At 69.2% G+C, this 19,469-nt stretch carries 18 protein-coding genes and 1 pseudogene; 9 read left to right on the top strand and 10 right to left on the bottom strand.

Annotated features, from left to right (window positions below):
- Nucleotide 1 precedes the first annotated feature (1 nt).
- The 5 genes from AB8619_RS12990 to serC are packed head-to-tail and all read right to left on the bottom strand — an operon-like array spanning nucleotide 2 to nucleotide 4,602.
- Entirely contained in the window at nucleotides 2-421 is a 420-nt protein-coding gene (locus AB8619_RS12990) for a PPOX class F420-dependent oxidoreductase (protein ID WP_436793053.1), read from the bottom strand.
- A gap of 54 nt (nucleotides 422-475) precedes the next feature.
- Nucleotides 476-1,210: a hypothetical protein gene (locus AB8619_RS12985; RefSeq protein ID WP_436793052.1), complete on the bottom strand. Its 735-nt coding sequence runs from the start codon at nucleotides 1,208-1,210 to the stop codon at nucleotides 476-478.
- Entirely contained in the window at nucleotides 1,207-2,952 is a 1,746-nt protein-coding gene (locus tag AB8619_RS12980) for a class I adenylate-forming enzyme family protein (protein ID WP_436793051.1), read from the bottom strand. The genes AB8619_RS12985 and AB8619_RS12980 overlap by 4 nt, the downstream gene beginning before the upstream one ends.
- A 40-nt stretch (nucleotides 2,953-2,992) precedes the next feature.
- Nucleotides 2,993-3,454 carry a thiol-disulfide oxidoreductase DCC family protein gene (locus AB8619_RS12975; RefSeq protein ID WP_436793050.1) on the bottom strand — a complete coding sequence of 154 codons (462 nt, stop codon included), beginning with the start codon at nucleotides 3,452-3,454 and terminating at the stop codon, nucleotides 2,993-2,995.
- A 20-nt stretch (nucleotides 3,455-3,474) separates the two neighbouring features.
- A complete protein-coding gene (gene serC, locus AB8619_RS12970; RefSeq protein WP_436793049.1) occupies nucleotides 3,475-4,602 on the bottom strand; it encodes a phosphoserine transaminase in 1,128 nt (375 codons plus the stop codon).
- Between the two features lie 44 nt (nucleotides 4,603-4,646).
- Between serC and AB8619_RS12965 the strand changes: the two genes are divergently transcribed.
- The 5 genes and pseudogenes from AB8619_RS12965 (at nucleotide 4,647) to AB8619_RS12945 (ending at nucleotide 9,895) form a co-directional block, all read left to right on the top strand.
- Nucleotides 4,647-5,864 (top strand): pyridoxal phosphate-dependent aminotransferase, encoded by a 1,218-nt coding sequence (locus AB8619_RS12965; RefSeq protein WP_436793048.1) that lies wholly within the window; start codon nucleotides 4,647-4,649, stop codon nucleotides 5,862-5,864.
- Nucleotides 5,861-7,831, top strand: coding sequence for a prolyl oligopeptidase family serine peptidase (locus tag AB8619_RS12960; protein ID WP_436793047.1), 1,971 nt, complete (start codon nucleotides 5,861-5,863; stop codon nucleotides 7,829-7,831). Before AB8619_RS12965 ends, AB8619_RS12960 begins: the two co-directional genes overlap by 4 nt.
- A gap of 108 nt (nucleotides 7,832-7,939) precedes the next feature.
- Complete coding sequence (locus AB8619_RS12955) at nucleotides 7,940-8,269, top strand: STAS domain-containing protein (RefSeq protein ID WP_436793046.1); 330 nt, start codon at nucleotides 7,940-7,942, stop codon at nucleotides 8,267-8,269.
- A 59-nt stretch (nucleotides 8,270-8,328) separates the two neighbouring features.
- Nucleotides 8,329-8,799 (top strand): annotated as a pseudogene (locus AB8619_RS12950) (NAD(P)-dependent oxidoreductase); the annotation flags it as partial.
- Between the two features lie 100 nt (nucleotides 8,800-8,899).
- Nucleotides 8,900-9,895, top strand: a complete 996-nt coding sequence (locus AB8619_RS12945) for an NAD(P)-dependent oxidoreductase (protein ID WP_436796385.1) — start codon at nucleotides 8,900-8,902, stop codon at nucleotides 9,893-9,895.
- Here AB8619_RS12945 and AB8619_RS12940 read toward each other — a convergent pair.
- The 3 genes from AB8619_RS12940 to AB8619_RS12930 are packed head-to-tail and all read right to left on the bottom strand — an operon-like array spanning nucleotide 9,880 to nucleotide 12,606.
- Entirely contained in the window at nucleotides 9,880-10,713 is an 834-nt protein-coding gene (locus AB8619_RS12940; protein ID WP_436793045.1) for an alpha/beta fold hydrolase, read from the bottom strand. The genes AB8619_RS12945 and AB8619_RS12940 overlap by 16 nt on opposite strands.
- A 4-nt stretch (nucleotides 10,714-10,717) precedes the next feature.
- Nucleotides 10,718-11,134 carry a sunset domain-containing protein gene (locus tag AB8619_RS12935; protein WP_436793044.1) on the bottom strand — a complete coding sequence of 139 codons (417 nt, stop codon included), beginning with the start codon at nucleotides 11,132-11,134 and terminating at the stop codon, nucleotides 10,718-10,720.
- Nucleotides 11,131-12,606: an SDR family oxidoreductase gene (locus AB8619_RS12930; RefSeq protein WP_436793043.1), complete on the bottom strand. Its 1,476-nt coding sequence runs from the start codon at nucleotides 12,604-12,606 to the stop codon at nucleotides 11,131-11,133. Before AB8619_RS12930 ends, AB8619_RS12935 begins: the two co-directional genes overlap by 4 nt.
- Before the next feature lie 75 nt (nucleotides 12,607-12,681).
- On the opposite strand from AB8619_RS12930, the gene AB8619_RS12925 reads away from it, so the two are divergent.
- Nucleotides 12,682-14,166 carry a M1 family metallopeptidase gene (locus AB8619_RS12925; protein WP_436793042.1) on the top strand — a complete coding sequence of 495 codons (1,485 nt, stop codon included), beginning with the start codon at nucleotides 12,682-12,684 and terminating at the stop codon, nucleotides 14,164-14,166.
- Here AB8619_RS12925 and AB8619_RS12920 read toward each other — a convergent pair.
- Together AB8619_RS12920 and AB8619_RS12915 are read right to left on the bottom strand one after the other, a co-directional pair.
- Nucleotides 14,136-15,977 (bottom strand): cation:proton antiporter, encoded by a 1,842-nt coding sequence (locus AB8619_RS12920; protein ID WP_436793041.1) that lies wholly within the window; start codon nucleotides 15,975-15,977, stop codon nucleotides 14,136-14,138. The genes AB8619_RS12925 and AB8619_RS12920 overlap by 31 nt on opposite strands.
- Before the next feature lie 45 nt (nucleotides 15,978-16,022).
- Nucleotides 16,023-16,928 carry a TIGR01777 family oxidoreductase gene (locus AB8619_RS12915; protein ID WP_436793040.1) on the bottom strand — a complete coding sequence of 302 codons (906 nt, stop codon included), beginning with the start codon at nucleotides 16,926-16,928 and terminating at the stop codon, nucleotides 16,023-16,025.
- Nucleotides 16,929-17,005: 77 nt separating this feature from the next.
- On the opposite strand from AB8619_RS12915, the gene mscL reads away from it, so the two are divergent.
- From mscL to lpdA, 3 genes are read left to right on the top strand one after another with little or no spacing between them, the layout of a single operon-like run.
- Complete coding sequence (mscL, locus tag AB8619_RS12910; protein WP_436793039.1) at nucleotides 17,006-17,377, top strand: large conductance mechanosensitive channel protein MscL; 372 nt, start codon at nucleotides 17,006-17,008, stop codon at nucleotides 17,375-17,377.
- Between the two features lie 21 nt (nucleotides 17,378-17,398).
- A complete protein-coding gene (locus AB8619_RS12905) occupies nucleotides 17,399-17,656 on the top strand; it encodes a hypothetical protein (protein WP_436793038.1) in 258 nt (85 codons plus the stop codon).
- A gap of 20 nt (nucleotides 17,657-17,676) precedes the next feature.
- The gene (gene lpdA / locus AB8619_RS12900; RefSeq protein WP_436793037.1) at nucleotides 17,677-19,464 is read left to right on the top strand and encodes a dihydrolipoyl dehydrogenase; all 1,788 of its coding nucleotides are present in this window, start codon (nucleotides 17,677-17,679) and stop codon (nucleotides 19,462-19,464) included.
- The last annotated feature ends 5 nt before the right edge of the window (nucleotides 19,465-19,469 follow it).

Genomic DNA, 19,469 nt, shown 5'->3' with positions numbered 1-19,469 from the left:
TTCAGTCGGCGACGTTCTTCATGGCGATGGTCTTCGTCGGCGTGACCCGCACGAGGAGTTCCCCCTCGACGCCGTTGCGGGCGCCGTACTCGTCGGCTCGATCGGGTCCCATGTAGCGGGCGCCGATCCGAGTGGCCCACTCGGCGACCTGATCGAGGTCGTCGATGAGGGTCGCGGTGCCCTCGACGATGACGAAGTTGAACGGCGGGACGTCGTCGTGGAAGGCGAGGGAGATGCGCTGGTCGCGTGCGAGAGAGCGTCCCTTCACCGTGCCGGAGCCGGTGTTGAACACGATGTCTTCACCGTCGAACTCGACCCACACCGGGGCGACGTGGGGCCGTCCGTCCTTGCGGGTGGTGCTCGCGGCGACGGTCCGTGCGGGCGTGGCGCGGACGAATGCTCGGATCTCGTCGTCGTTCATCGGGTCGTAGGCCATACGCGTCTGAACCGGTCCGAGCCGCTGGTATTCCGCCGCTCAGGTACAGGCGTCGATCGCCTCGGCGAATGCACCCTCGGCCGACGCCTCGTTGCCGGCGAAGGTGTCGACGAACAGCAGCTCGATCGCCTCGTCGGAGATCTGGTCGTCGAGGCACGCGACGACCTCGGCGTCCGCCCCGCTGTCACGGACCTGGTCGAGCAGGATCGTGCGGACGTCGACGCAGGCCGAGAACGCGGTGCCGAACGAGATGGCCTCGTCGTCGGACAGCTCGCCGAGGTCCTGGGCACCGTCGCCCTCGAGACCGATGGCCAGCAGCCGTCCGAACGGAATGCTCTCGGCCACCGACGTGCCGACGCACTGTGCCTCGGCGTCGGTGACCGGGAAGTCGTCGTCGGGTGACTCGAGGATGCCGGTGGCGATCAGATCGACGACGATCGCATCGAGCCCTTCGACACACGTCTCCATCGCTTGGCCGATCGCGGTCACGTCGCCGGCGGTGAGCGACTCGAAGGCGAAGGCCGGCGGTTCGTCGTCGTCGCTCGTCGCGTCGCCGTCGCGCCCGAGGGTCCGCGCGTCGTCGACGCCCAGGTCGGCGACGATGCCGTCGCCGACGCAGCGTGCCTCCTCGTCCGAGATGTCGGCGGCGAACGCCTCCTCGGATCGCAGGTCGGCGGCGATGGCACGAGCGACGGACTCCTCGGCCGACTCCCCGCCACAGGCCGCGGCAGCGAGGACGAGCGCCCCCACCACCAGCAGCCTGCCGACGTTCACATCGTCTCCTCGAAGCTCACGACGCCCTCGCCGCGGAGGACGTTCTTGAGCAGTTTGCCCGATGCGTTGCGCGGCAGCTTGTCGCTCGTGAGGTCGAGGTAGGCCGGGACCTTGAAGTTGGCGAGACCGTCGGCGACCCACTGCTTCACCTCGGCTTCGCTGAGGGACGATCCGGCCTCGAGTTGCACCGTGGCCTTCACCTCCTCGCCGAGCTCCGGGTGGGGCACGCCGTACACGGCGGCGTCGGCGATCTCGGGATGGCCGACCAGCCGCTCCTCGATCTCGACGCAGTAGATGTTCTCGCCGCCGCGGATGATCATGTCCTTCTTGCGGTCGGTGATGAAGACGAACCCCTCGTCGTCGACGTAGCCGATGTCACCGGTGCGGAGCCATCCGTCGACCAGCGTCTCGGCCGTGGCCTCGGGCTTGTTCCAGTAGCCCTTCATGATGATCGGGCCCTTGATGCAGATCTCGCCGACGTCGCCGACCGGGAGCGTGTCGCCGGCAGCGTCGACGACCTGGATCTCGACGGTGGGGACCGGCGGTCCGACCGAGGTGGGCTTCGCGATGGCACCTTCGCCGGTGTTGACCGTCGCCACGGAGGACGACTCGGTGAGCCCGTAGGCGTTGGAGGTGGTCTTCACGTTGGGGAACGTCTCGCGGATCTTGCGCTGCAGTTCCTCGGCCGACGGTGATCCGCCGAACGCGACCGACGTCACCGACGAGGTGTCGAAGTCGTGGCGGTCGGGGTACTCACAGACCCGCCAGATCATCGTCGGGACGGTGGCCCAGACGTTGACCTTCTCCTCCTCGATGATCCGCAGTGCGTCCTGGGGCTCGAACTTCCCGACCGGCATCACGAGCTTGAGTCCGGCGACCATGCCGACGACCAGCGTCGAATGGCAGCCCGAGACGTGGAACAGGGGTGAGGTGAACAGCGAGACCGTCTGCCCGTCGCTGCCGTCGGGGATGGCGCCGCCGCCGAGCATCGAGCCGGCCACGGAGTTGAAGATCGTGTTCTGCAGGTTGGCGACCATGTTCCTGTGGGTCGACATGATGCCCTTGGGCTTCCCGGTGGTGCCCGACGAGTAGAAGATGACCGCCGTGTCGTCCTCGTCGATGGGAGTGTCGAGGAACTCGCCGGTGGGGGAGCCGGTCAACTCGTCGTAGCGGTGGAGCTTGTCGACGTGTGCGGCACCGACAGCATCGGCGAAGTCGGACGGTTCGCAGCCGACGAGGTACACGCGCTCGAGATCGGGGCAGGCGTCGAGCTGGTCGGCGATCCGCTCGAACCGCTTCTGGTCGGCGACGAGCACCTTGGCGCCGGAGTCCTGCAGGCCGTAGACGACCTCCTCGGCCTTCCACCAGCCGTTGAGGCCGACGAGGATCGCGCCGCCGGTGACGGTTCCCCAGAAGGTGAGGCACCATTCCGGGTTGTTCTGGCTGAGGACCGCGACCCGATCACCGTGAGCGACGCCCGCCCCTCCCTCGGACACCGGCTCACGGAGCGCCCGGCCGACGCCGTTGGCGGTCTCGATGAAGCGGGTGAAGCTCCACACGTCGTCGCCGTGCTGGAGGTAGGTCTGCTCGCCACGCAGGAGCGAGAGCTCCGGGATCGAGCGGAGGCTCGGCATGCGCTCCTTGTAGACCTGGAGATCGATGCCGTCCACCGTCTCGGTGACGATCTCGAACATCCCCTCGGGACCGGTGAGCTGGGCGCGGACTTCTGCAGCGGTGGGCATGGAAACGGACGTTACCTGGATTGACCGGCCCGGAATCCCGTCAGGGAAGGAAGCGCGAGCGTCGCTCGGGGCTCGGGATCTCGCACTGGTCGTGCTTGCCCCAGATCCGGTAACGGATCGCGGCGACGAAGCGGTAGACGACGTCGGCCAGCGGTCGAGGCGTCGCTCGGATCAGCAGGCGTGCCACCGGCCACGATCCCGCGGCCTCGAGGGCAGCGGCGACAGCCCGCGACCGGTGTTCGATCCGAGGCTCGGGACCCGTCGAGTCGAGGAAGATCACGCTGGCCTCGCTCGGCGGAGCGTCGTCGTCCCATTCGATGCCCAGTGACGCAGCTGTCTCGCCCTGGATGGGAGCGAACTGCAGGCGGCCATGGGGATCGTGATCGAGCAGCCAGCGCACGGCCCATGCGCACAGACCACACACGCCGTCGTAGAACACGAGGTGGTCGGGGAGGCCCGGGACATCGGTCCCGGACGCCGCCTCTGGCTCGGTGGTCGCCACGCCCACAGCCTACGGCCGGGTCAGGCGAGGGCGGTGAGGACGTGGTCGATGCAGCGGGTGAGCGCCGTGACGTCGTCGGGGTCGATCGCCGGGAACATGGCGATGCGGAGCTGGTTGCGGCCGAGCTTGCGGTACGGCTCGGTGTCGACGATGCCGTTGGCTCGCAGGACCGCAGCGACGACAGCCGCATCGACGGTGTCGTCGAAGTCGATGGTCGCGACGACGTTGGAGCGGATGGCGGGATCGGTGACGAACGGGGTGGCGACGGCATGCGCGTCGGCCCAGCCGTAGAGGTTCGCGGCCGACTGCTCGGACCGGCCGGCCGAGAAGTCGAGCCCGCCCTGGTGACAGAACCACTGCACCTGGGCATCGGCCATGATCAGCGTGGCCAGCGCCGGGGTGTTCAGCGTCTGGTCCTTGCGCGAGTTGTCGAGCGCAGCCTTCAGGTCCACGAACGGTGGGATCCACCGGTCGGCCGCGGCGGCACGTGCCTCGATCCGTTCGATCGCCGCGGGCGACACGGCAGCGATCCAGAGACCGCCGTCGGAAGCGAGCGACTTCTGCGGCGAGAAGTAGTAGACGTCGCACTGCGAGACGTCGACGCGGAGCCCGCCGGCAGCCGACGTGGCGTCGACGACCACGAGTCCGTCGTCCGACGGCCGGGTCACCGGCATCATCACGCCGGTCGAGGTCTCGTTGTGGGTGAGTGCGTAGGTGTCGATGCCCTCGACGGCGCTGATCGTCGGGTGGGTACCGACCTCGGACTCGACGAGCACGGGGTCGTCGAGGAACGGCGCAGCAGCCACACCCTTGGCGAACTTCGACGAGAACTCGCCGAAACAGGCGTGCAGCGATCGCTGCTCGATGAACCCGGCGACGAGGCCGTCCCAACAGGCGTGGGTGCCGCCGTTGCCGAGGATGATCTCGTAGCCGTCGGGCAGCTGCAGCAGTTCGGCGAGACCGTTGCGCAGCGATGCGACCACGAACTTCACCGGACCCTGGCGGTGCGACGTGCCCATGATCTCGGGGGAGGCGTCGACGACGGCTTGGAGCTGTTCGGGCCGCACCTTGGAGGGGCCGGCGCCGAAGCGTCCGTCGGCAGGCTTGAGGTCGGCAGGGATCTGGATGTCGGGCGTGTTCGTGGCCATCGACGTGCAACTATCGCGGAGTACCCCATCAGGAGCGAAACCCCTTGTCTGAATCCCCGCACGCGGCCTCGCGCATCTCCAGCCGGATCGCCGCCATCGCACCGTCCGCGACCCTGGCCGTGACGGCCAAGGCCAAGGAACTGAAGGCTGCCGGCGAGTCGGTCATCGGCTTCGGTGCCGGCGAACCCGACTTCCCGACACCGGCCCACATCGTCGAGGCCGCGGTCGAGGCCTGCCGCGACCCCAAGAACCACAAGTACACGCCTGCCGGCGGCCTCCCCGAGCTCAAGGAGGCGATCGCCGCCAAGACGCTGCGCGACTCCGGCCTCGAGGTCGATCCGTCCCGGGTCCTGGTCACCAACGGCGGGAAGCACGCGGTCTACGCGACGCTGCTCACCCTCGTCGACGACGGTGACGAGGTCATCGTGCCCGCCCCGTACTGGACGACGTATCCCGAGCCCATCGGCCTCGCCGGCGGCACGATGGTGCCGGTTGTGTGCGACGAGACGACCGGCTTCAAGGCGACGGTCGACATGCTCGAAGCCGCCCGTACGCCCCGTACGAAGGCGCTGATCTTCGTCTCGCCGTCGAACCCGACCGGCGCGGTCTACACCCGCGACGAGGTCGAGGCCATCGGTCAGTGGGCCGTCGAGCACGGTGTCTGGGTCATCACCGACGAGATCTACGAGCACCTGACCTACGGCGACCACGAGTTCACGTCGATGCCCGTCGTCGTGCCCGAACTGGCCGACCAGTGCGTGGTGCTCAACGGTGTGGCCAAGACCTACGCCATGACCGGTTGGCGGGTGGGCTGGATGATCGGCCCCGGCGACGTCATCAAGGCGGCGACCAACCTCCAGAGCCATTCGACCTCCAATGTGGCCAACGTCAGCCAGCGCGCAGCGCTCGCTGCGGTCTCCGGGCCGCTCGACGACGTCGTGGAGATGCGCAAGGCGTTCGACCGGCGTCGGCTCGCGATCTGGAAGCTGCTCGACGGGATCGACGGCGTCGACTGCCTCGAGCCCGAGGGGGCCTTCTACGCCTACCCGAAGCTCACCGGCCTCCTCGGCCGGCCGCTCGCGGGTCGCACCGCGTCGACCACCCTGGAACTCGCCGAGCTGATCCTCGAGGAGGTCAAGGTGGCCATCGTGCCGGGCGAGGCGTTCGGTACGCCGGGCTACGCCCGACTGTCGTTCGCGCTCGGCGACGACGACCTCGGAGAGGGCGTGGGACGGATCGCCGATCTGGTGGCCAACTCTTGACGGACTCCCCGGCAGCGGGGCCCGTGCCCTACGGCGAGTGGCCGTCGCCGATCAGCGCCGACGACGTCGTGGCGGCTGCCGCGTCGCCGGGCGATGTCCGTGCCGTCGGCGACGACGTCTTCTGGAACGAGTCCCGCCCCGCCGAGGGCGGCCGCATCCAGGTCGTCCGCCAGCGAGCGGACGGGACGACGACCGACCTCCTCCCCGAGGGCTGGTCGGCCCGCACCCGGGTCCACGAGTACGGCGGCGGCGCGTGGCTGGCGACCGCCGACTGGCTCTACTTCTCGAGCTGGGACGACCAGCGGCTCCATCGGCTCCGGCTGGGCCCGGACGGTGCGGTGGGCGACCCCGAACCGATCACCCCCGAACCGGGCGAGCATCATGGTCTGCGGTACGCCGATGCCGAGGCGACGGTCGATGGCCGCCACCTCGTCTGTGTCCGCGAGCGCCATGGCGCCGGCGAGGTCACCAACGAGATCGTGTCGCTCGCGACCGACGGCTCGGCCGAACCCGTCGTCCTGTTCACCGGCACGGACTTCGTGGCCGCGCCCCGCCTCTCGCCCGCGGGCGACACGCTGGCCTGGATCTCGTGGAACCACCCCGACATGCCATGGGACGCAACGCGACTCCACGTGGCATCCCTCGCCCCCGAGGCCTCGTCGCTGACCGACGTCACGACGGTGGCAGGAGGGCCCGGCGAATCGGTGATCCAACCGCTGTGGAGCGACGACGGCGTGCTCCACTTCGTGAGCGACCGCACGGGCTGGTGGAACATCCACGCGCTCGAGAACGGCGACGTCGTCGCCGTCACCGACATGGCGCTCGACATCGGCACGCCGGCATGGGTGTTCGCGATGTCGCGGTATGCCTTCCTCGACGACGGTCGACTGGTGTTCGCCGCCACCGACGCGGGCCTCGATCGGCTCTTCGTCGGCGGCCCGTCCGGTCCCACAGCCCTCGACTTGCCCTACACCGAGTTGTCGTCGGTGGTGGCTCGGGGCGATCGCGTGTTGTTCGTCGCTGCCGGGTTCGATTCCGAGGCCGTGGTGGTCACGTTGCCGTTCGCTGGCACGCCCGGCCCGCACCAGGTGCTGCGTCCTGCCCGCCCGATGCCGGTGGGCGAGGAGTGGTTCTCGAAGGGTGAGCCGGTGTCGTTCCCGTCGGGCCCCGACGGCGAACGGACCGCGCACGCGTTGTACTACGCGCCGACGAATCCCGACGTCGAAGCTCCGGAGGGCACCGCGCCCCCGTTGCTCGTCGTCATCCACGGTGGACCGACGGCCATGGCTCGCGCCCGACTCGACCTCGCCAAGCAGTTCTGGACCACGCGTGGGTTCGCCGTCGTCGACGTCAACTACGGCGGCTCGACCGGATTCGGTCGGCCCTACCGCGAACTGCTGCAGGGTGCCTGGGGGATCGTCGATGTCGAGGACTGCGTCGCCGCCGCCGAGCACCTGGCGTCCGACGGCCTGGCCGACCCCACGCGGCTCTGCATCCGCGGTGGCTCGGCCGGCGGGTTCACGGTCCTCGCGGCCATGGTCCAGACCGACACGTTCGCCGCGGGTGCGTCGTCGTACGGCGTCGCCGACCTCACCGCACTCGCCGAGGAGACGCACAAGTTCGAGTCGCGGTACCTCGACGGTCTGATCGGCCCGTACCCCGAGACCAAGGCGATCTACGACGAGCGGTCACCGATCGAGCACGTGGACAGCCTCGACCACCCGCTGATCGTGTTCCAGGGCCTCGAGGACGAGATCGTCCCACCGAACCAGTCGGAGATGATCGTCGACGCCCTCCGGGCCAAGGGCGTGCCGGTGGCGTATCTGGCCTTCGAGGGCGAGCAACACGGCTTCCGGCGGTCGGAGACGGTCGTCCGGGTCCTCGGCTCCGAGCTGGCCTTCTACGGCCGTGTCCTCGGCTTCCGTCCGGCCGGTGACCTCCCCGAGGTCGAGATCCACGGCATGTGACGAGATTGTCGATCCGGTGACGAATCGTGACGGTCACGTTCCAGAGCCGTGATGGTGACCACAAGTGGCCTCCTCCGAGCGTCAGAGTGCAGGACACGGAGGTCCCCGATGGTCATCACCGACACCACAACTGCACTCGACGACATCCGCTCGAGGGTCGCGCTCGAGCCGAGAGGTGAGATCGACGCCGGCACCGTCGACACGCTCGCGGACCTGATCCACGACGCGCTCCTCGCCGGCGCACACGAGATCGACCTCGACCTCCGGCACGTGACGTTCATGGACACGGCGGCCGTCGAGGTGTTGCAGGTGGCACGCGAGACGCTCGATGCCGTCGACGGCTTCCTGTGCATCCGCAACGCCACCGCGTCGGTCCGCCGCCTGCTCTCGCTCACGGCGTTCACCCCCGGGCAGCCGGTGGTGAACGCCAACGGGTGAAGGGCGCCCCCGACCCGCCTTTTCCCTGCTGACCCGACCAGCCGCGAGACTCCAGGGTGATGGCACGCATCCTCGTCACCGAAGAGATCGCCGACAACGGGCTCCAGAAGCTGCGAGACGCTGGGCACGACGTCGACATCCAGCTCAAGCTCTCGGAAGAGGAGCTGCTCGCGACGGTCCCCGGGGCCCACGCGATCATCATCCGGTCGGCCACCACCGTGACCCGTGCGGTGCTCGAGGCGGGCACCGATCTCGTGGTCGTCGGCCGCGCGGGGATCGGCCTCGACAACGTCGACACCGAGGCCGCCACCGAGCGTGGCGTCATGGTCGTGAACGCGCCGCAGTCCAACACCCTGTCGACCGCCGAGCACACGATGGCGATGCTGCTCTCGCAGGCTCGCAACATCCCGGTCGCCAACGCCGCGCTCAAGGCCGGCCGTTGGGAGCGCAAGCAGTGGACCGGCGTCGAGCTCGCCGACAAGACGCTCGGCATCATCGGGTTCGGTCGCATCGGCACCCTGGTGGCACAGCGAGCCAGCGCCTTCGGCATGAAGGTCGTGGCGTACGACCCGTTCGTCTCCGAGGAGCGCGCCCGTTCGTGTCGGTGTCGAGGTCCTCGACCTCGACACGCTGGCCGCCCGGTCCGACTTCGTCACGCTCCACCTCATCAAGACCCCCGAGACCGTCGGGCTCCTGAACAAGGAGTTCTTCGCGAAGGCGAAGCGCGGGATCCGGATCGTCAACGTCGCCCGTGGTGGCGTGATCGACGAGGCCGCGCTGGCCGAGGCGATCCGTGAGGGCCAGGTCGGTGGTGCGGCGATCGACGTGTTCGAGACCGAGCCCACCACCGAGTCGCCGCTGTTCGAACTCGACGAGGTCGTGGTCACCCCGCATCTCGGCGCCTCGACCCACGAGGCCCAGGACAAGGCCGGCGTCACCATCGCCGAGATGGTCGGGCTGGCCATGGCGGGCGAGTTCGTGCCCTACGCCGTCAACGTCGCCGCCGCCGAGGCATCCGAGACCATCAAGCCGTTCCTCGGCCTGGCCGAGCGGATGGGTGCGCTCTTCGTGTCGATGAACGAGGGCATCCCCGACGTGGTCGACATCACGTACTCGGGTGAGATCGCCGACTACGACACTCGCATCCTCACGCTGTCGGTGCTCAAGGGCGCCTTCGGTGGTGTGAGCGACGAACCGGTCAGCTACGTGAACGCACCGATGTTGGCGAAGGAGCGGGGTATCGAGGTGCGCGACACGTCGTCGTCGACCTCGCACGACTTCGTCAACCTCGTCACGATCAGCGGTGGCACACACTCCATCGGCGGGTCGGTCGTGGGCGCTCGCGGCGAGGCCTCGATCGTGAAGATCGACGACCACACGGTCGACGTCCCCCCGGCCGACCACATGCTCGTCGTCCGCAACGACGACCGTCCCGGCATGATCGCCGTCGTCGCCCAGACCCTCGCCGACGCCGGGGTCAACATCGACGACATGCACCTCGGTCGGTCGACCACGAGCGGCGACGCGTCGCTGATGGTGCTCGCCACCTCACCGGCCGTCCCCCGCAACGTCGCCGATGCCCTCCGGGCGACCGACGGCATCGAATCCGTTCACGTCCTGGGCTGAACACTCGGGTCGGGATCCGCTTCCGACAGGAAGTCGATCATGGCCGGATACGAGGAGCGGTCTTCGACGAAGAACGCGTGGCCACCGTCGAACCACTCGATGCGGCTGTCGGGAAGGCGTTCGTGCATTGCCTCCTGGTTGGCGGGTGGCGCGATGCCGTCGTGACGGCCGGCGGCGATGAGCACGGGCATCGTCATGGTCGGGAGACGGTCCCAGCAGTCGTGGTCACGTCGCGCCAGCAGTTGAGCGACCTCGCCGGGTGCCTGTTCGAGCGACGCCTTCCGGGCATCCATCGCCTCGATCACCGACAGCACGAGCGCGTGTCGCTCGGGGTCGGTGTTGCGGGTGTCCAGTGCGTCGACCCATCGATCCCGGCGCCTTGCCGGATCGAGACCGACGAGATCGTGGAGTGGATAGGACGATCCGCCGGCACCACCGGGTGAGGTGCAGGCCAGGACCGCACGGTCGAACCGAGACGGCTCGGTGACCGCGGCCTCCTGGAGCACCATGCCCCCGAAGCTGACGCCGACAGCGGAGCAGACCGTCCATCCGACATGATCGAGCAACGCTCGGAGATCGCGGCCGAAGTCGGCCATCGTCGGGGGCCGGTCGGCGGTCGTCGAACGCCCGAGCCCACGATGGTCGTAGGCGAGGACGTGGAAGTGCTCGACCAGCGGTGACTGCAGCGCGTTGGGCTGCTGGCGGAGATCGGACCCCGACCCGCTGACGTAGATGACCGGCGGGGCCGTGGGATCGCCGGCCAGTGCGTAGGTGATGGTGACGTCGCCAAGATCCGCATGTCGGACCTCGGCGGTCATGGGGTCACCGCTTGGCAGCGCGGAGTCCGTCGGCCTCGGCGGCCGCGGCGTCGGCGTAGCACCGGTCGGGCGTGGTGCGGTCGTAGTTCAGCTGGCCCGGCGCATGGAAGATCTTCGACCGGAGTTTGGCCTTGATGGGGAAGCCGTCGGGGCACTCGCCATCGGTCGTCGGATCGGCCGAGCTCTCGTCACTGGTCGAGTCACCGATCGGGACGCCGTCGGGTTCGGGCGCGGTGGTCACCGGCTGCGTCTCGACCGGCGAGACGGTGGCCGGCTCGGTGGTCAGCGGCGGCCACGGTTCGGCGCTGGGCGCGGCAGGTGCGGGCAGCGGGTCCTTCCGCGACGTGAGCGCTCGCACCGTCGCCACGATTCCGGCGACGACGCCGGCGAGAACCACGAGACGGAACAGGCGCCTGATCACGAGGCAGACCCTAGCGGTGTGGCTCTTCCGCGTTCGACGATCTCGCGTGCGAGGCGGGCGAAGATGAGGCGGTGGAACGGCGCCATGACGTACCAGTACACCCGGCCGAACAATCCACGCGGAGCGAAGACCGCCCGTTGGGTGAGGGCTGCGCCGGACCCGTGCGGCTCGATCCGCCACTCGAGCCAGGCTTCGCCGGGGAGACGCATCTCGGCGCGGAGGCGGAGGAGCGACGGGGGATCGGTCGCCTCGACCCGCCACGAATCCAGTGCGTCGCCGACCCGGAGACGGTCGGGGTCACGGCGGCCGCGCCGCATCCCGGGGCCGCCCACGAGTTGATCGGCCACGCCACGGATCGTCCACAGGATGTCGGCGACGAACCAGCCGCGGGCGCCGCCGATGCCGGCCAACGCGGTGAAGACCTGGGCCGGGCTGACGTCGTCGGCGGCCGCCGTCTGCTCATCGGTGAGGATCGTCCCGCCGGACCAGTCGGGATCGGAGGGGAGGGGATCGGCGGCGGTCGCGCCCGGCAGGGCGGCATCGGACCAGCGGGTGTTGACCGCCAGGTCCTCGACCCGACGCAGTGCGAGCTCGACGGACGCGCGGAACGAAACCCGCGGCGAGCCCTCGAACAGGTCGAGGGTCTCGTCCTGCACGATGACCTCGTTGACCAGGCTCTCGACCAGCGGGGCGGCGAGGTCCTGGGGCAAGGGTGTGACGAAACCGACCCAGTGGCTCGACAGCGACGGGCTCAGCACCGGCACGGGCACGATGAGACGCCGGCGGAGGCCAGCGACCTCGGCGTAGGTGTGCATCATCTCGCGATAGGTCAACACGTCGGGACCCCCGACCTCGATGACGCGGTCGCGAGCGTCGTCGCGGTCGAGGACCACGGTGAGGGCGTGGAGGATGTCGCGGATGCCGATCGGCTGCACCCGGGTGTCGACCCAGCGAGGGGTGACCATGACGGGGAGGACCTCGACCAGGTTCCGGAGCATCTCGAAGCTCGCCGAACCCGACCCGATGATCACGGCGGCTCGCAGTTCGGTGACCGGAACCCGCCCGGACGCGAGGATGCGACCGACTTCGTGGCGGCTCGACAGGTGCGGTGACAGGTCGTCCTCGTCGTCGCCGAGACCGCCGAGATACACGATCTGTTCCATCGTCGGGGTGTCCCCGGCTGCGGCGGCGAACACCGCAGCGTGGTCACGGTCCTGGGCTGCGAAGTCGTCGTCACCCCCCATCGAGTGGACGAGGAAGTAGGCAGCGTCGCAGCCGTCCATGGCTTCGCGGACGGAGTGCGCGTCGCCGATGTCGCCCTCGATCACGGTGACGTCGGTGGCCCAGGGGATGCCTTCCAGCTTCGACGGGGTCCGGACGAGACAGCGGACCTGATGTCCGGCTTCGAGGAGGGCGGGGACCAGACGTCCGCCGATGTAGCCGGTCGCGCCCGTGACGAGGATGGTGTGCACCCGTCGTTCCTACCCACTCCGGGGCCCGTTCAGGCGCGCGCCGCCCGGAGATCGTCCAGGTGGAAGGCTGTGGCGATGCGATCGACGTGGCGGCGGACGTGGTGGGCACCGGCGCTGGTGGGGCTGCTCGCCGCCTCGTGCTCCGCCTCGGACCTCGAGGTCGGCCGGAGCGGGTCGACGACGAAACCGCCGTCACCCACGACGACGTCGTCCACCACCACCACCACGACGGCGTCGGCGCCTTCCACCGGCACCGCCGGGGCCGACGGCGTCGGCGATCCGTACTACCCGCAGTTGGGCAACGGCGGCTACGACGTCGTGACCTACGACATCGCGATCGACTGGTCCGCCGACCAGGGCACGGTCGACGCGACCACCACCATCACCCTGGTTCCGACGGTCGACCTCGACACGTTCAACCTCGACCTCGAAGGCCTCACGGTCGAGCGCGTGACGGTCGACGGCGCCGAGGCCCCGACGACGCGATCCGGGCGCGAGATGACCGTCGACCCCGCCGAGGTGCTCGTCGAGGGCGAGCCCGTCACCGTGGTCGTCGACTACGGCGGCGCTCCCGAGCCGATCCAGGTCGGCACCGACGTCTTCCGGGTCGGTTGGCACTCCGACGGCCGCGGGGCCTACGTGGTCTCCGAACCCGCGGGTGCGGCCTCGTGGTTCCCGTCGAACGACCATCCCACCGACAAGGCCACGTTCCGCTTCGCCGTCACCGTGCCCTCCGATCTGGGGGCGATCGCCAACGGGCGTCAGGTGTCGGTCGATCCGGGAGCGGACGGACGGACCACCTACGTGTACGAGACCGCAGATCCGATGGCGACGTACCTCGCGTCGGTGGTGATCGGCGATCTGGTCTTCGTCGAGGAGCAGACGCCGGGCGGCCTGCTGCTGCGCAGTGCCTATCCGCCGCGGCTCGCCGAGGCTGCCGCGACCGACTTCGCCGACACCGCCAGGATGGTCGAGGTCTTCGAGCAGCAGTTCGGGCCGTACCCGTTCGAGGTCTACGGCCACGTCGTGGTCGACGAGGTGCTCGGTTTCGCGCTCGAGAACCAGACGTTGTCGCTCTTCGGTTCCGACCTGGTGACAGGGCGGGGAACGATCGACGCCATCGTCGCTCACGAGCTCGCCCATCAGTGGTTCGGCGACTCGGTGAGCCCGGCGACGTGGAAGGACATCTGGCTCAACGAGGGTTTCGCCACCTACGCAGAGTGGGTGTGGGCCGCCGAGTCGGGAGGTCGATCGATCGAGGCATCGGCGGCGGCCACGCACGCTCGCGCCGACTTCGGCGTGCCGCCCGGCGACCCGGGTCCGGACGAACTCTTCCAGGGAACCGTCTACCTGCGTGGGGGACTGGCGCTCTACGCCCTCTCGCAGGAGATCGGCGACGAGGCGTTCGGCCGGGTGCTGCGGACGTGGGTCGAACGCCACGGTGGTGCGACCGCATCGACCTCCGACCTGCAGTCGCTGGCCGAGGAGATCTCCGGCCAGGACCTGGCGGGGCTCTTCGACGCCTGGGTCTACGGGGCTTCGCTGCCGCCGCTTCCCTGAGTCGGGGCGCCGTTCCCGCTGGCGTCGGGGCCGGTCAGGTACACGCGGATCACGCCGTCGGCCGGCGCCTTCTCGGGGCGAGTGGTGAGCACCGTGGGTCCGTCGTCGTCGATCGAGAGCAGGGGTATGGCGCCTTCGAGCGCGGGGCGGTCGAAGGTGTCGGCCGACACGGCGGTCACGTGCCAGTCGAACGCTGCGAGGCGTTCGATCTCGACCTGGGTGGCGTCGCGTCCGAAGGGGCGGCGAGCCATCACCGCGGCGTGGTTGGGCTCTCCTCCCTCGGCGTCGTCGTAGCGGGGGAGGAAGTAGACGTTGGCCCGACCCACGGCCTCGGTCGCCCGATCGATGACCAGGGTGTTGACCTCCTGGAAGCGCGAGACGCCGACGACCTGGCGGATGCCGACGCTCTCCATCGCCATGAGAAGGTCTTCGGAGTCGAGCGTCCCCTGGTAGCTCAGGACCCCGCGGCTGGTGGCGGCGTCGACCTCGAACGGGTCAGTGGTGATCACCAGTGTCGGGATCTCGTGATCGGAGAGCCAAGCAGCCAGGTCGAGGGCCCAGTCGGGGCCACCGATGAACGCCACGCCGCGAGGCGCAGGACGGGCGACACGGAACCGACGGGCGCCGACCCGTGACGCGATGGCGGAGAAGAGCACCGTGGTCACGATGACGATGAACGTCACCGGAGCGAGCGCCTCGACCGGTTGCCCCGCTTCCTCGAGTTCGATCGCGAAGAGGGCGGACACCGCGGCGGCGACGATGCCACGGGGCGACATGCACGCCAGGTACGCCCGCTCGACGAACGTGAGCCCCGATCCCACCGTGCTCAGGTACACGGCGGCCGGACGGGCGATGACGATCAGGATCGCAGAGAGCGCGATGGACTCGGGGAGATAGTCGAGGAGGAGGTCGAGGTCGACACGAGCGCCGAGCACGATGAACAGGCCGGCGAGGATGAGCGACCCGAGGTTCTCCTCGAACTCGCGGATGTGCGCGATCGGCGCCCATCGCTGGTTGGCGAGGGCGACGCCCATCACCGTGGTGGCGAACAGCCCGGCCTCGGGCTGGATCAGGTCGGCGGCGGCGAAGGCTCCCACCACCATTGCGAGCGTGAACGGGTTGTGCAGGTTGTCCGGTACCCAGTGGCGGTTGAAGAGGAGCGTGAGGATCGCCGCCCCGAGGAGGCCGCCGACCGTGCCCGCTGCCGCGGTGGTGAGGACTCGTTCGAAGCTGGCCTGGGTGCCCTCGTTCTCGATGACGGCATCGAGGACGACGATCGCCAGGGTGGCGCCGACCGGGTCGATGAAGATCCCTTCCCACCGCAGGATGCCGTTGACCGGCTCGCGCACCCGAGCGAAGCGGATCAGCGGGAGCACGACCGTGGGTCCGGAGACCACCAGGATCGCCCCGAGCAGGATCGCCCCGTTGCGGTCGACGTCGATCAGGACGAACGCCGCGACGCCGCCGATGATCCAGGTGACGAGCACGCCGAGGGTGATGAGCCGGATGATCGGTCCGCGACCGTGGTGTTCGAGCTCGGCCCATCGCAGACCCAACCCGCCCTCGAACAACAGGATCCCCACGGCCAGCGAGACCGCCGGGAAAAGCAGATCGCCGAGGAGTTCGTCGGGGTCGACGATCTCGAGCACCGGTCCGGCGAGCACGCCGCCGAGCAGCAGGAGGAGGATCGCCGGCACCTGGATCCGACTCGCCAGGAGCTGAGCGCCCACACCGAAGACCACGATGGCCGCCAGCCCGACGCCGAGATCGGAGTCGGCGGAGGCGAGGATCAGGCCGGGATCGATGATCATGAGGACGAGGAGGCTAGGCAACGCCCGGCGGGCCGGCGGTGCGCATCACGCGATCTCTTCGTCTCCGAGTACGGCGGCGAGGGCGTCCTCGATGGTGGCGTGGCGGAACGAGAAGCCAGAGCGTTCGAGGACCGACGGCTTCACGCGCTGCGATTCGTAGAGCAGCGCCTGGGCCAGTTCCTTGCCGAGCAGGAGGCGGGGACCGATGCGCGGGATCGGCAGGATCGTCGGTCGTCCGAGCTCGCGGCCGAGGGCCTTCGTGAACTCGATGTTGCGCGCGGGCTCCGGGGCGGTGAGGTCGACTGGTCCGTGCACCTCGGCCGTCAGCAGATGGGTCATCGCCCGGACGTGGTCGTCGATCGAGATCCAGCTCATCCACTGCTGCCCCGATCCCAGTCGGCCGCCGATGCCGAGCTTGAAGGGCAACAGCATCTTGGCGAGCGCGCCGCCGTCGGCGGACAGCACGATCCCGGTCCGCAGGTGGGCCGTACGGATGCCTGCCGCTTCGGCCGGGCCCGTCGCGGCCTCCCAGGCCACGCACAGTTCCGAGAGGAACCCGTCGCCGGGGGTCGAGTCCTCGGTGAGCTCTTCGTCGCCGCGGTCGCCGTAGAAGCCGATGGCCGAACCCGAGAGCAGGACCTTCGGGGGGCGTGCACACGCCGCGAGCGTCCGTGCGAGGAGGTCGGTCGACTCGGTCCGCGACGTCACCAGCACGCGTTTGCGCTCGTCCGACCACCGTTCGTCACCGATGCCTGCGCCCGCCAGGTTCACCACGCCGTCGAGGCCCTCGAGGCCGGCAGCGTCGATCGAACCGGCGGATGGATCCCACCGGACCTCGCTCGCGCCGGCTTCGCGGCGCACGATTCGGACCACTTCGTGACCGTCCGCGGTCAGTCGACCGCGGAGCGCAGTTCCGAGTAGTCCGGATGACCCGGTGATCGCGATCCTCATGGCACATCCAAGCCTTCGTCGTTCAGGTCTCGGTACGGTACCGACGCACCGTTCGGATCAACACAGGGAGCATTTTCATGGTCAAGGATCTCAAGGCATTCCTCATGAAGGGCAACGTCGTCGACCTGGCGGTCGCCGTCATCATCGGCGTGGCGTTCGGCGCCGTCGTCACCGCGATGGTCGACCATCTCATCACCCCGATCATCGCCGCGGTGTTCGGTCAGCCCGACATCTCCGAGGTCCTCGCGATCGACATCGGCGACTCCACGATCCGCATCGGAGCGTTCCTCCAGGCCGTGCTCGACTTCGTCATCATCGGCACCGTCCTGTTCTTCATCGTCCGGGCCTACGAGTCGTTCCAGAAGAAGGAAGAGGCCGCACCCGACGCACCCTCCGACGAGGTCGTCCTCCTCACCGAGATCCGCGACAGCCTCCGCGCCCGGGGCTGATCCCGTACCGGGATCCAGATCATGACGAGCGACGAGTCCGCCGAGCCGCAAGCACGGCACGGCGGGCTCTCGCCCCGTCTCGTCGGCGGTGGCCTGGTGGTCGCCGCCGTCGTCGCGTTCGTGGTCCAGAACACCGACGACACCGAGGTGACGTGGCTGTTCTTCGACGCCACCCAACCGCTCTGGGTCGTCCTCCTGGTCACCGCGGCCGCCGCGCTCCTCGGTGGCGAACTGCTCTCCGGGGCGTTTCGGCGCCACAGGCGCAAAGACCGTGACTAGCCGCCGATAGAGTCCGCCACATGGCCGACATCGAGATGCCACAACTCGGCGAGACCGTCACCGAGGGCACGATCACCCGCTGGTTCAAGGCGGTGGGTGACACCGTCGCGGAAGACGAGCCCCTGTTCGAGGTCTCGACCGACAAGGTCGACTCCGAGGTCCCGTCGCCGCTGTCCGGGACGTTGAGCGAGATCCTGGTGGCCGAGGGCGACACCGTCGACGTCGGCACGGTTCTGGCTCGCATCGGCGACGCCGGCGACGCGCCAGCGCCCGCCCAAGAGGCCACGGAGGCCGAGTCCGCGCCTGCGGCGGAAGCCGCCCCGGCGCCGTCCGCGGCTCCGGCCGAGACCGCCCCTGCGTCCGCCGCCTCGAGCGGCAGCCATGGCGCCTCCTCGGTCGACACCCAGGACCAGCACTTCGACATCGTCGTGATCGGTGGCGGCCCTGGTGGCTACGCCACCGCCCTCTACGGAGCGTCGGCCGGGCTGAACATCGCCCTCATCGAGAAGAACAAGATCGGCGGCACCTGCCTCAACGTCGGTTGCATCCCGGCCAAGGAACTCCTCGAGACGGCTGCCGTGCGCCGCACGCTGGAACACGCCGCCGACTTCGGGTTCACGATCGGCGACGTGGGCATCGACTGGTCCAAGACGCTCGAGCGCAAGCAGTCGGTCGTCGACAAGCTCGTCGGTGGCCTGGGCCAGTTGCTCAAGAGCCGCAAGGTCACCGTCTTCGACGGTCACGGACGCCTCCACGCCGGCCACAAGGTCAGCATCGAGGGTGGCGAGTCGGGCGATCTGACGATCTCGGGCGACTCGGTGGTCATCGCGCCGGGCTCGCTCCCTCGCACGATCCCCGGCTTCGACGTCGACGGCGAGATCGTCATGACCTCCGACGAGTTCCTCTCGATGGACCCGCTCCCGTCGTCGGCCGTGGTCATCGGTGGCGGAGCGATCGGCTGCGAGTTCGCATCGACGCTCTCCGACATGGGTGCCGACGTCACCATCCTCGAGGCGCTCCCGAAGATCCTGCCGGGCTGTGACACCGACGTGACCCGAGCGGTCCAGCAGTCGTTCAAGAAGCGGGACATCGACGTCAAGACCGGCGTCGCCGTCACCGGCCACGAGCCGAAGGACGGCGGTGGCACCACCGTCTCCTACGGCGAGGGCGAGACCATCGACGTCGACGTCGTGGTGGTCTCGGTGGGCCGTCGGCCCAACACCAACGACCTCGGTCTCGACGGCACGAGCGTCACGCTCTCCGATCGTGGTTTCGTCGAGGTCGACGAACGGTGCCGCACCGCCGAACCCGGCGTGTGGTCGGTCGGCGACTGCATCGCCACACCGGCGCTGGCGCACGTCGCGTTCGCCGAAGGCATCGTCGTGGTCAAGGACATCCTGGGCGAGGACCCGGTCCCGATCGACTACGCCAACGTGCCCTGGGCGATCTACTGCCACCCCGAGGTCGCCTTCGCCGGCCATTCCGAGGAGTCGGCCAAGGAGGCCGGCTTCGACGTCATCACCTCCAAGCATCGCTGGATGGGCAACGGCCGAGCGCTGATCCTCGGCCAGACCGAGGGTGTCGTGAAGATCATCGCCGAGAAGCAAGAGGACGGCACCGGTGGGCGGATCCTCGGCGTGCACCTCTGCGGCCCGTGGGCGACCGAACAGCTCGGCCAGGGCTACCTCGCCGTCAACTGGGAGGCCACGGTCGACGAGGTCGCGCACTTCATCCAGCCGCACCCCACGCTCTCGGAGCTCTTCGGCGAGTCCGTCCTCGCCATGACCGGCCGCTCTCTCCACGGATAAGGAAT

It is taken from the genome of Actinospongiicola halichondriae, assembly GCF_049103745.1.
Classification (GTDB): domain Bacteria; phylum Actinomycetota; class Acidimicrobiia; order Acidimicrobiales; family Salinilacustritrichaceae; genus Salinilacustrithrix; species Salinilacustrithrix halichondriae.
The sequence above is the reverse complement of the archived record's forward strand: the minus strand, read 5'-3'. Positions and strand labels throughout refer to the sequence as shown.

Excerpts from the sequence above, each read along its gene's own strand:
- AB8619_RS12990 (WP_436793053.1), bottom strand. The coding sequence starts at position 421 with ATGAACGACGACGAGATCCGAGCATTCGTCCGCGCCACGCCCGCACGG.
- AB8619_RS12980 (WP_436793051.1), bottom strand. The coding sequence starts at position 2,952 with ATGCCCACCGCTGCAGAAGTCCGCGCCCAGCTCACCGGTCCCGAGGGG.
- serC (WP_436793049.1), bottom strand. The coding sequence starts at position 4,602 with ATGGCCACGAACACGCCCGACATCCAGATCCCTGCCGACCTCAAGCCT.
- AB8619_RS12955 (WP_436793046.1), top strand. The coding sequence starts at position 7,940 with ATGGTCATCACCGACACCACAACTGCACTCGACGACATCCGCTCGAGG.
- AB8619_RS12940 (WP_436793045.1), bottom strand. The coding sequence starts at position 10,713 with ATGACCGCCGAGGTCCGACATGCGGATCTTGGCGACGTCACCATCACC.
- AB8619_RS12925 (WP_436793042.1), top strand. The coding sequence starts at position 12,682 with ATGCGATCGACGTGGCGGCGGACGTGGTGGGCACCGGCGCTGGTGGGG.
- AB8619_RS12920 (WP_436793041.1), bottom strand. The coding sequence starts at position 15,977 with ATGATCATCGATCCCGGCCTGATCCTCGCCTCCGCCGACTCCGATCTC.
- AB8619_RS12915 (WP_436793040.1), bottom strand. The coding sequence starts at position 16,928 with ATGAGGATCGCGATCACCGGGTCATCCGGACTACTCGGAACTGCGCTC.
- mscL (WP_436793039.1), top strand. The coding sequence starts at position 17,006 with ATGGTCAAGGATCTCAAGGCATTCCTCATGAAGGGCAACGTCGTCGAC.
- AB8619_RS12905 (WP_436793038.1), top strand. The coding sequence starts at position 17,399 with ATGACGAGCGACGAGTCCGCCGAGCCGCAAGCACGGCACGGCGGGCTC.
- lpdA (WP_436793037.1), top strand. The coding sequence starts at position 17,677 with ATGGCCGACATCGAGATGCCACAACTCGGCGAGACCGTCACCGAGGGC.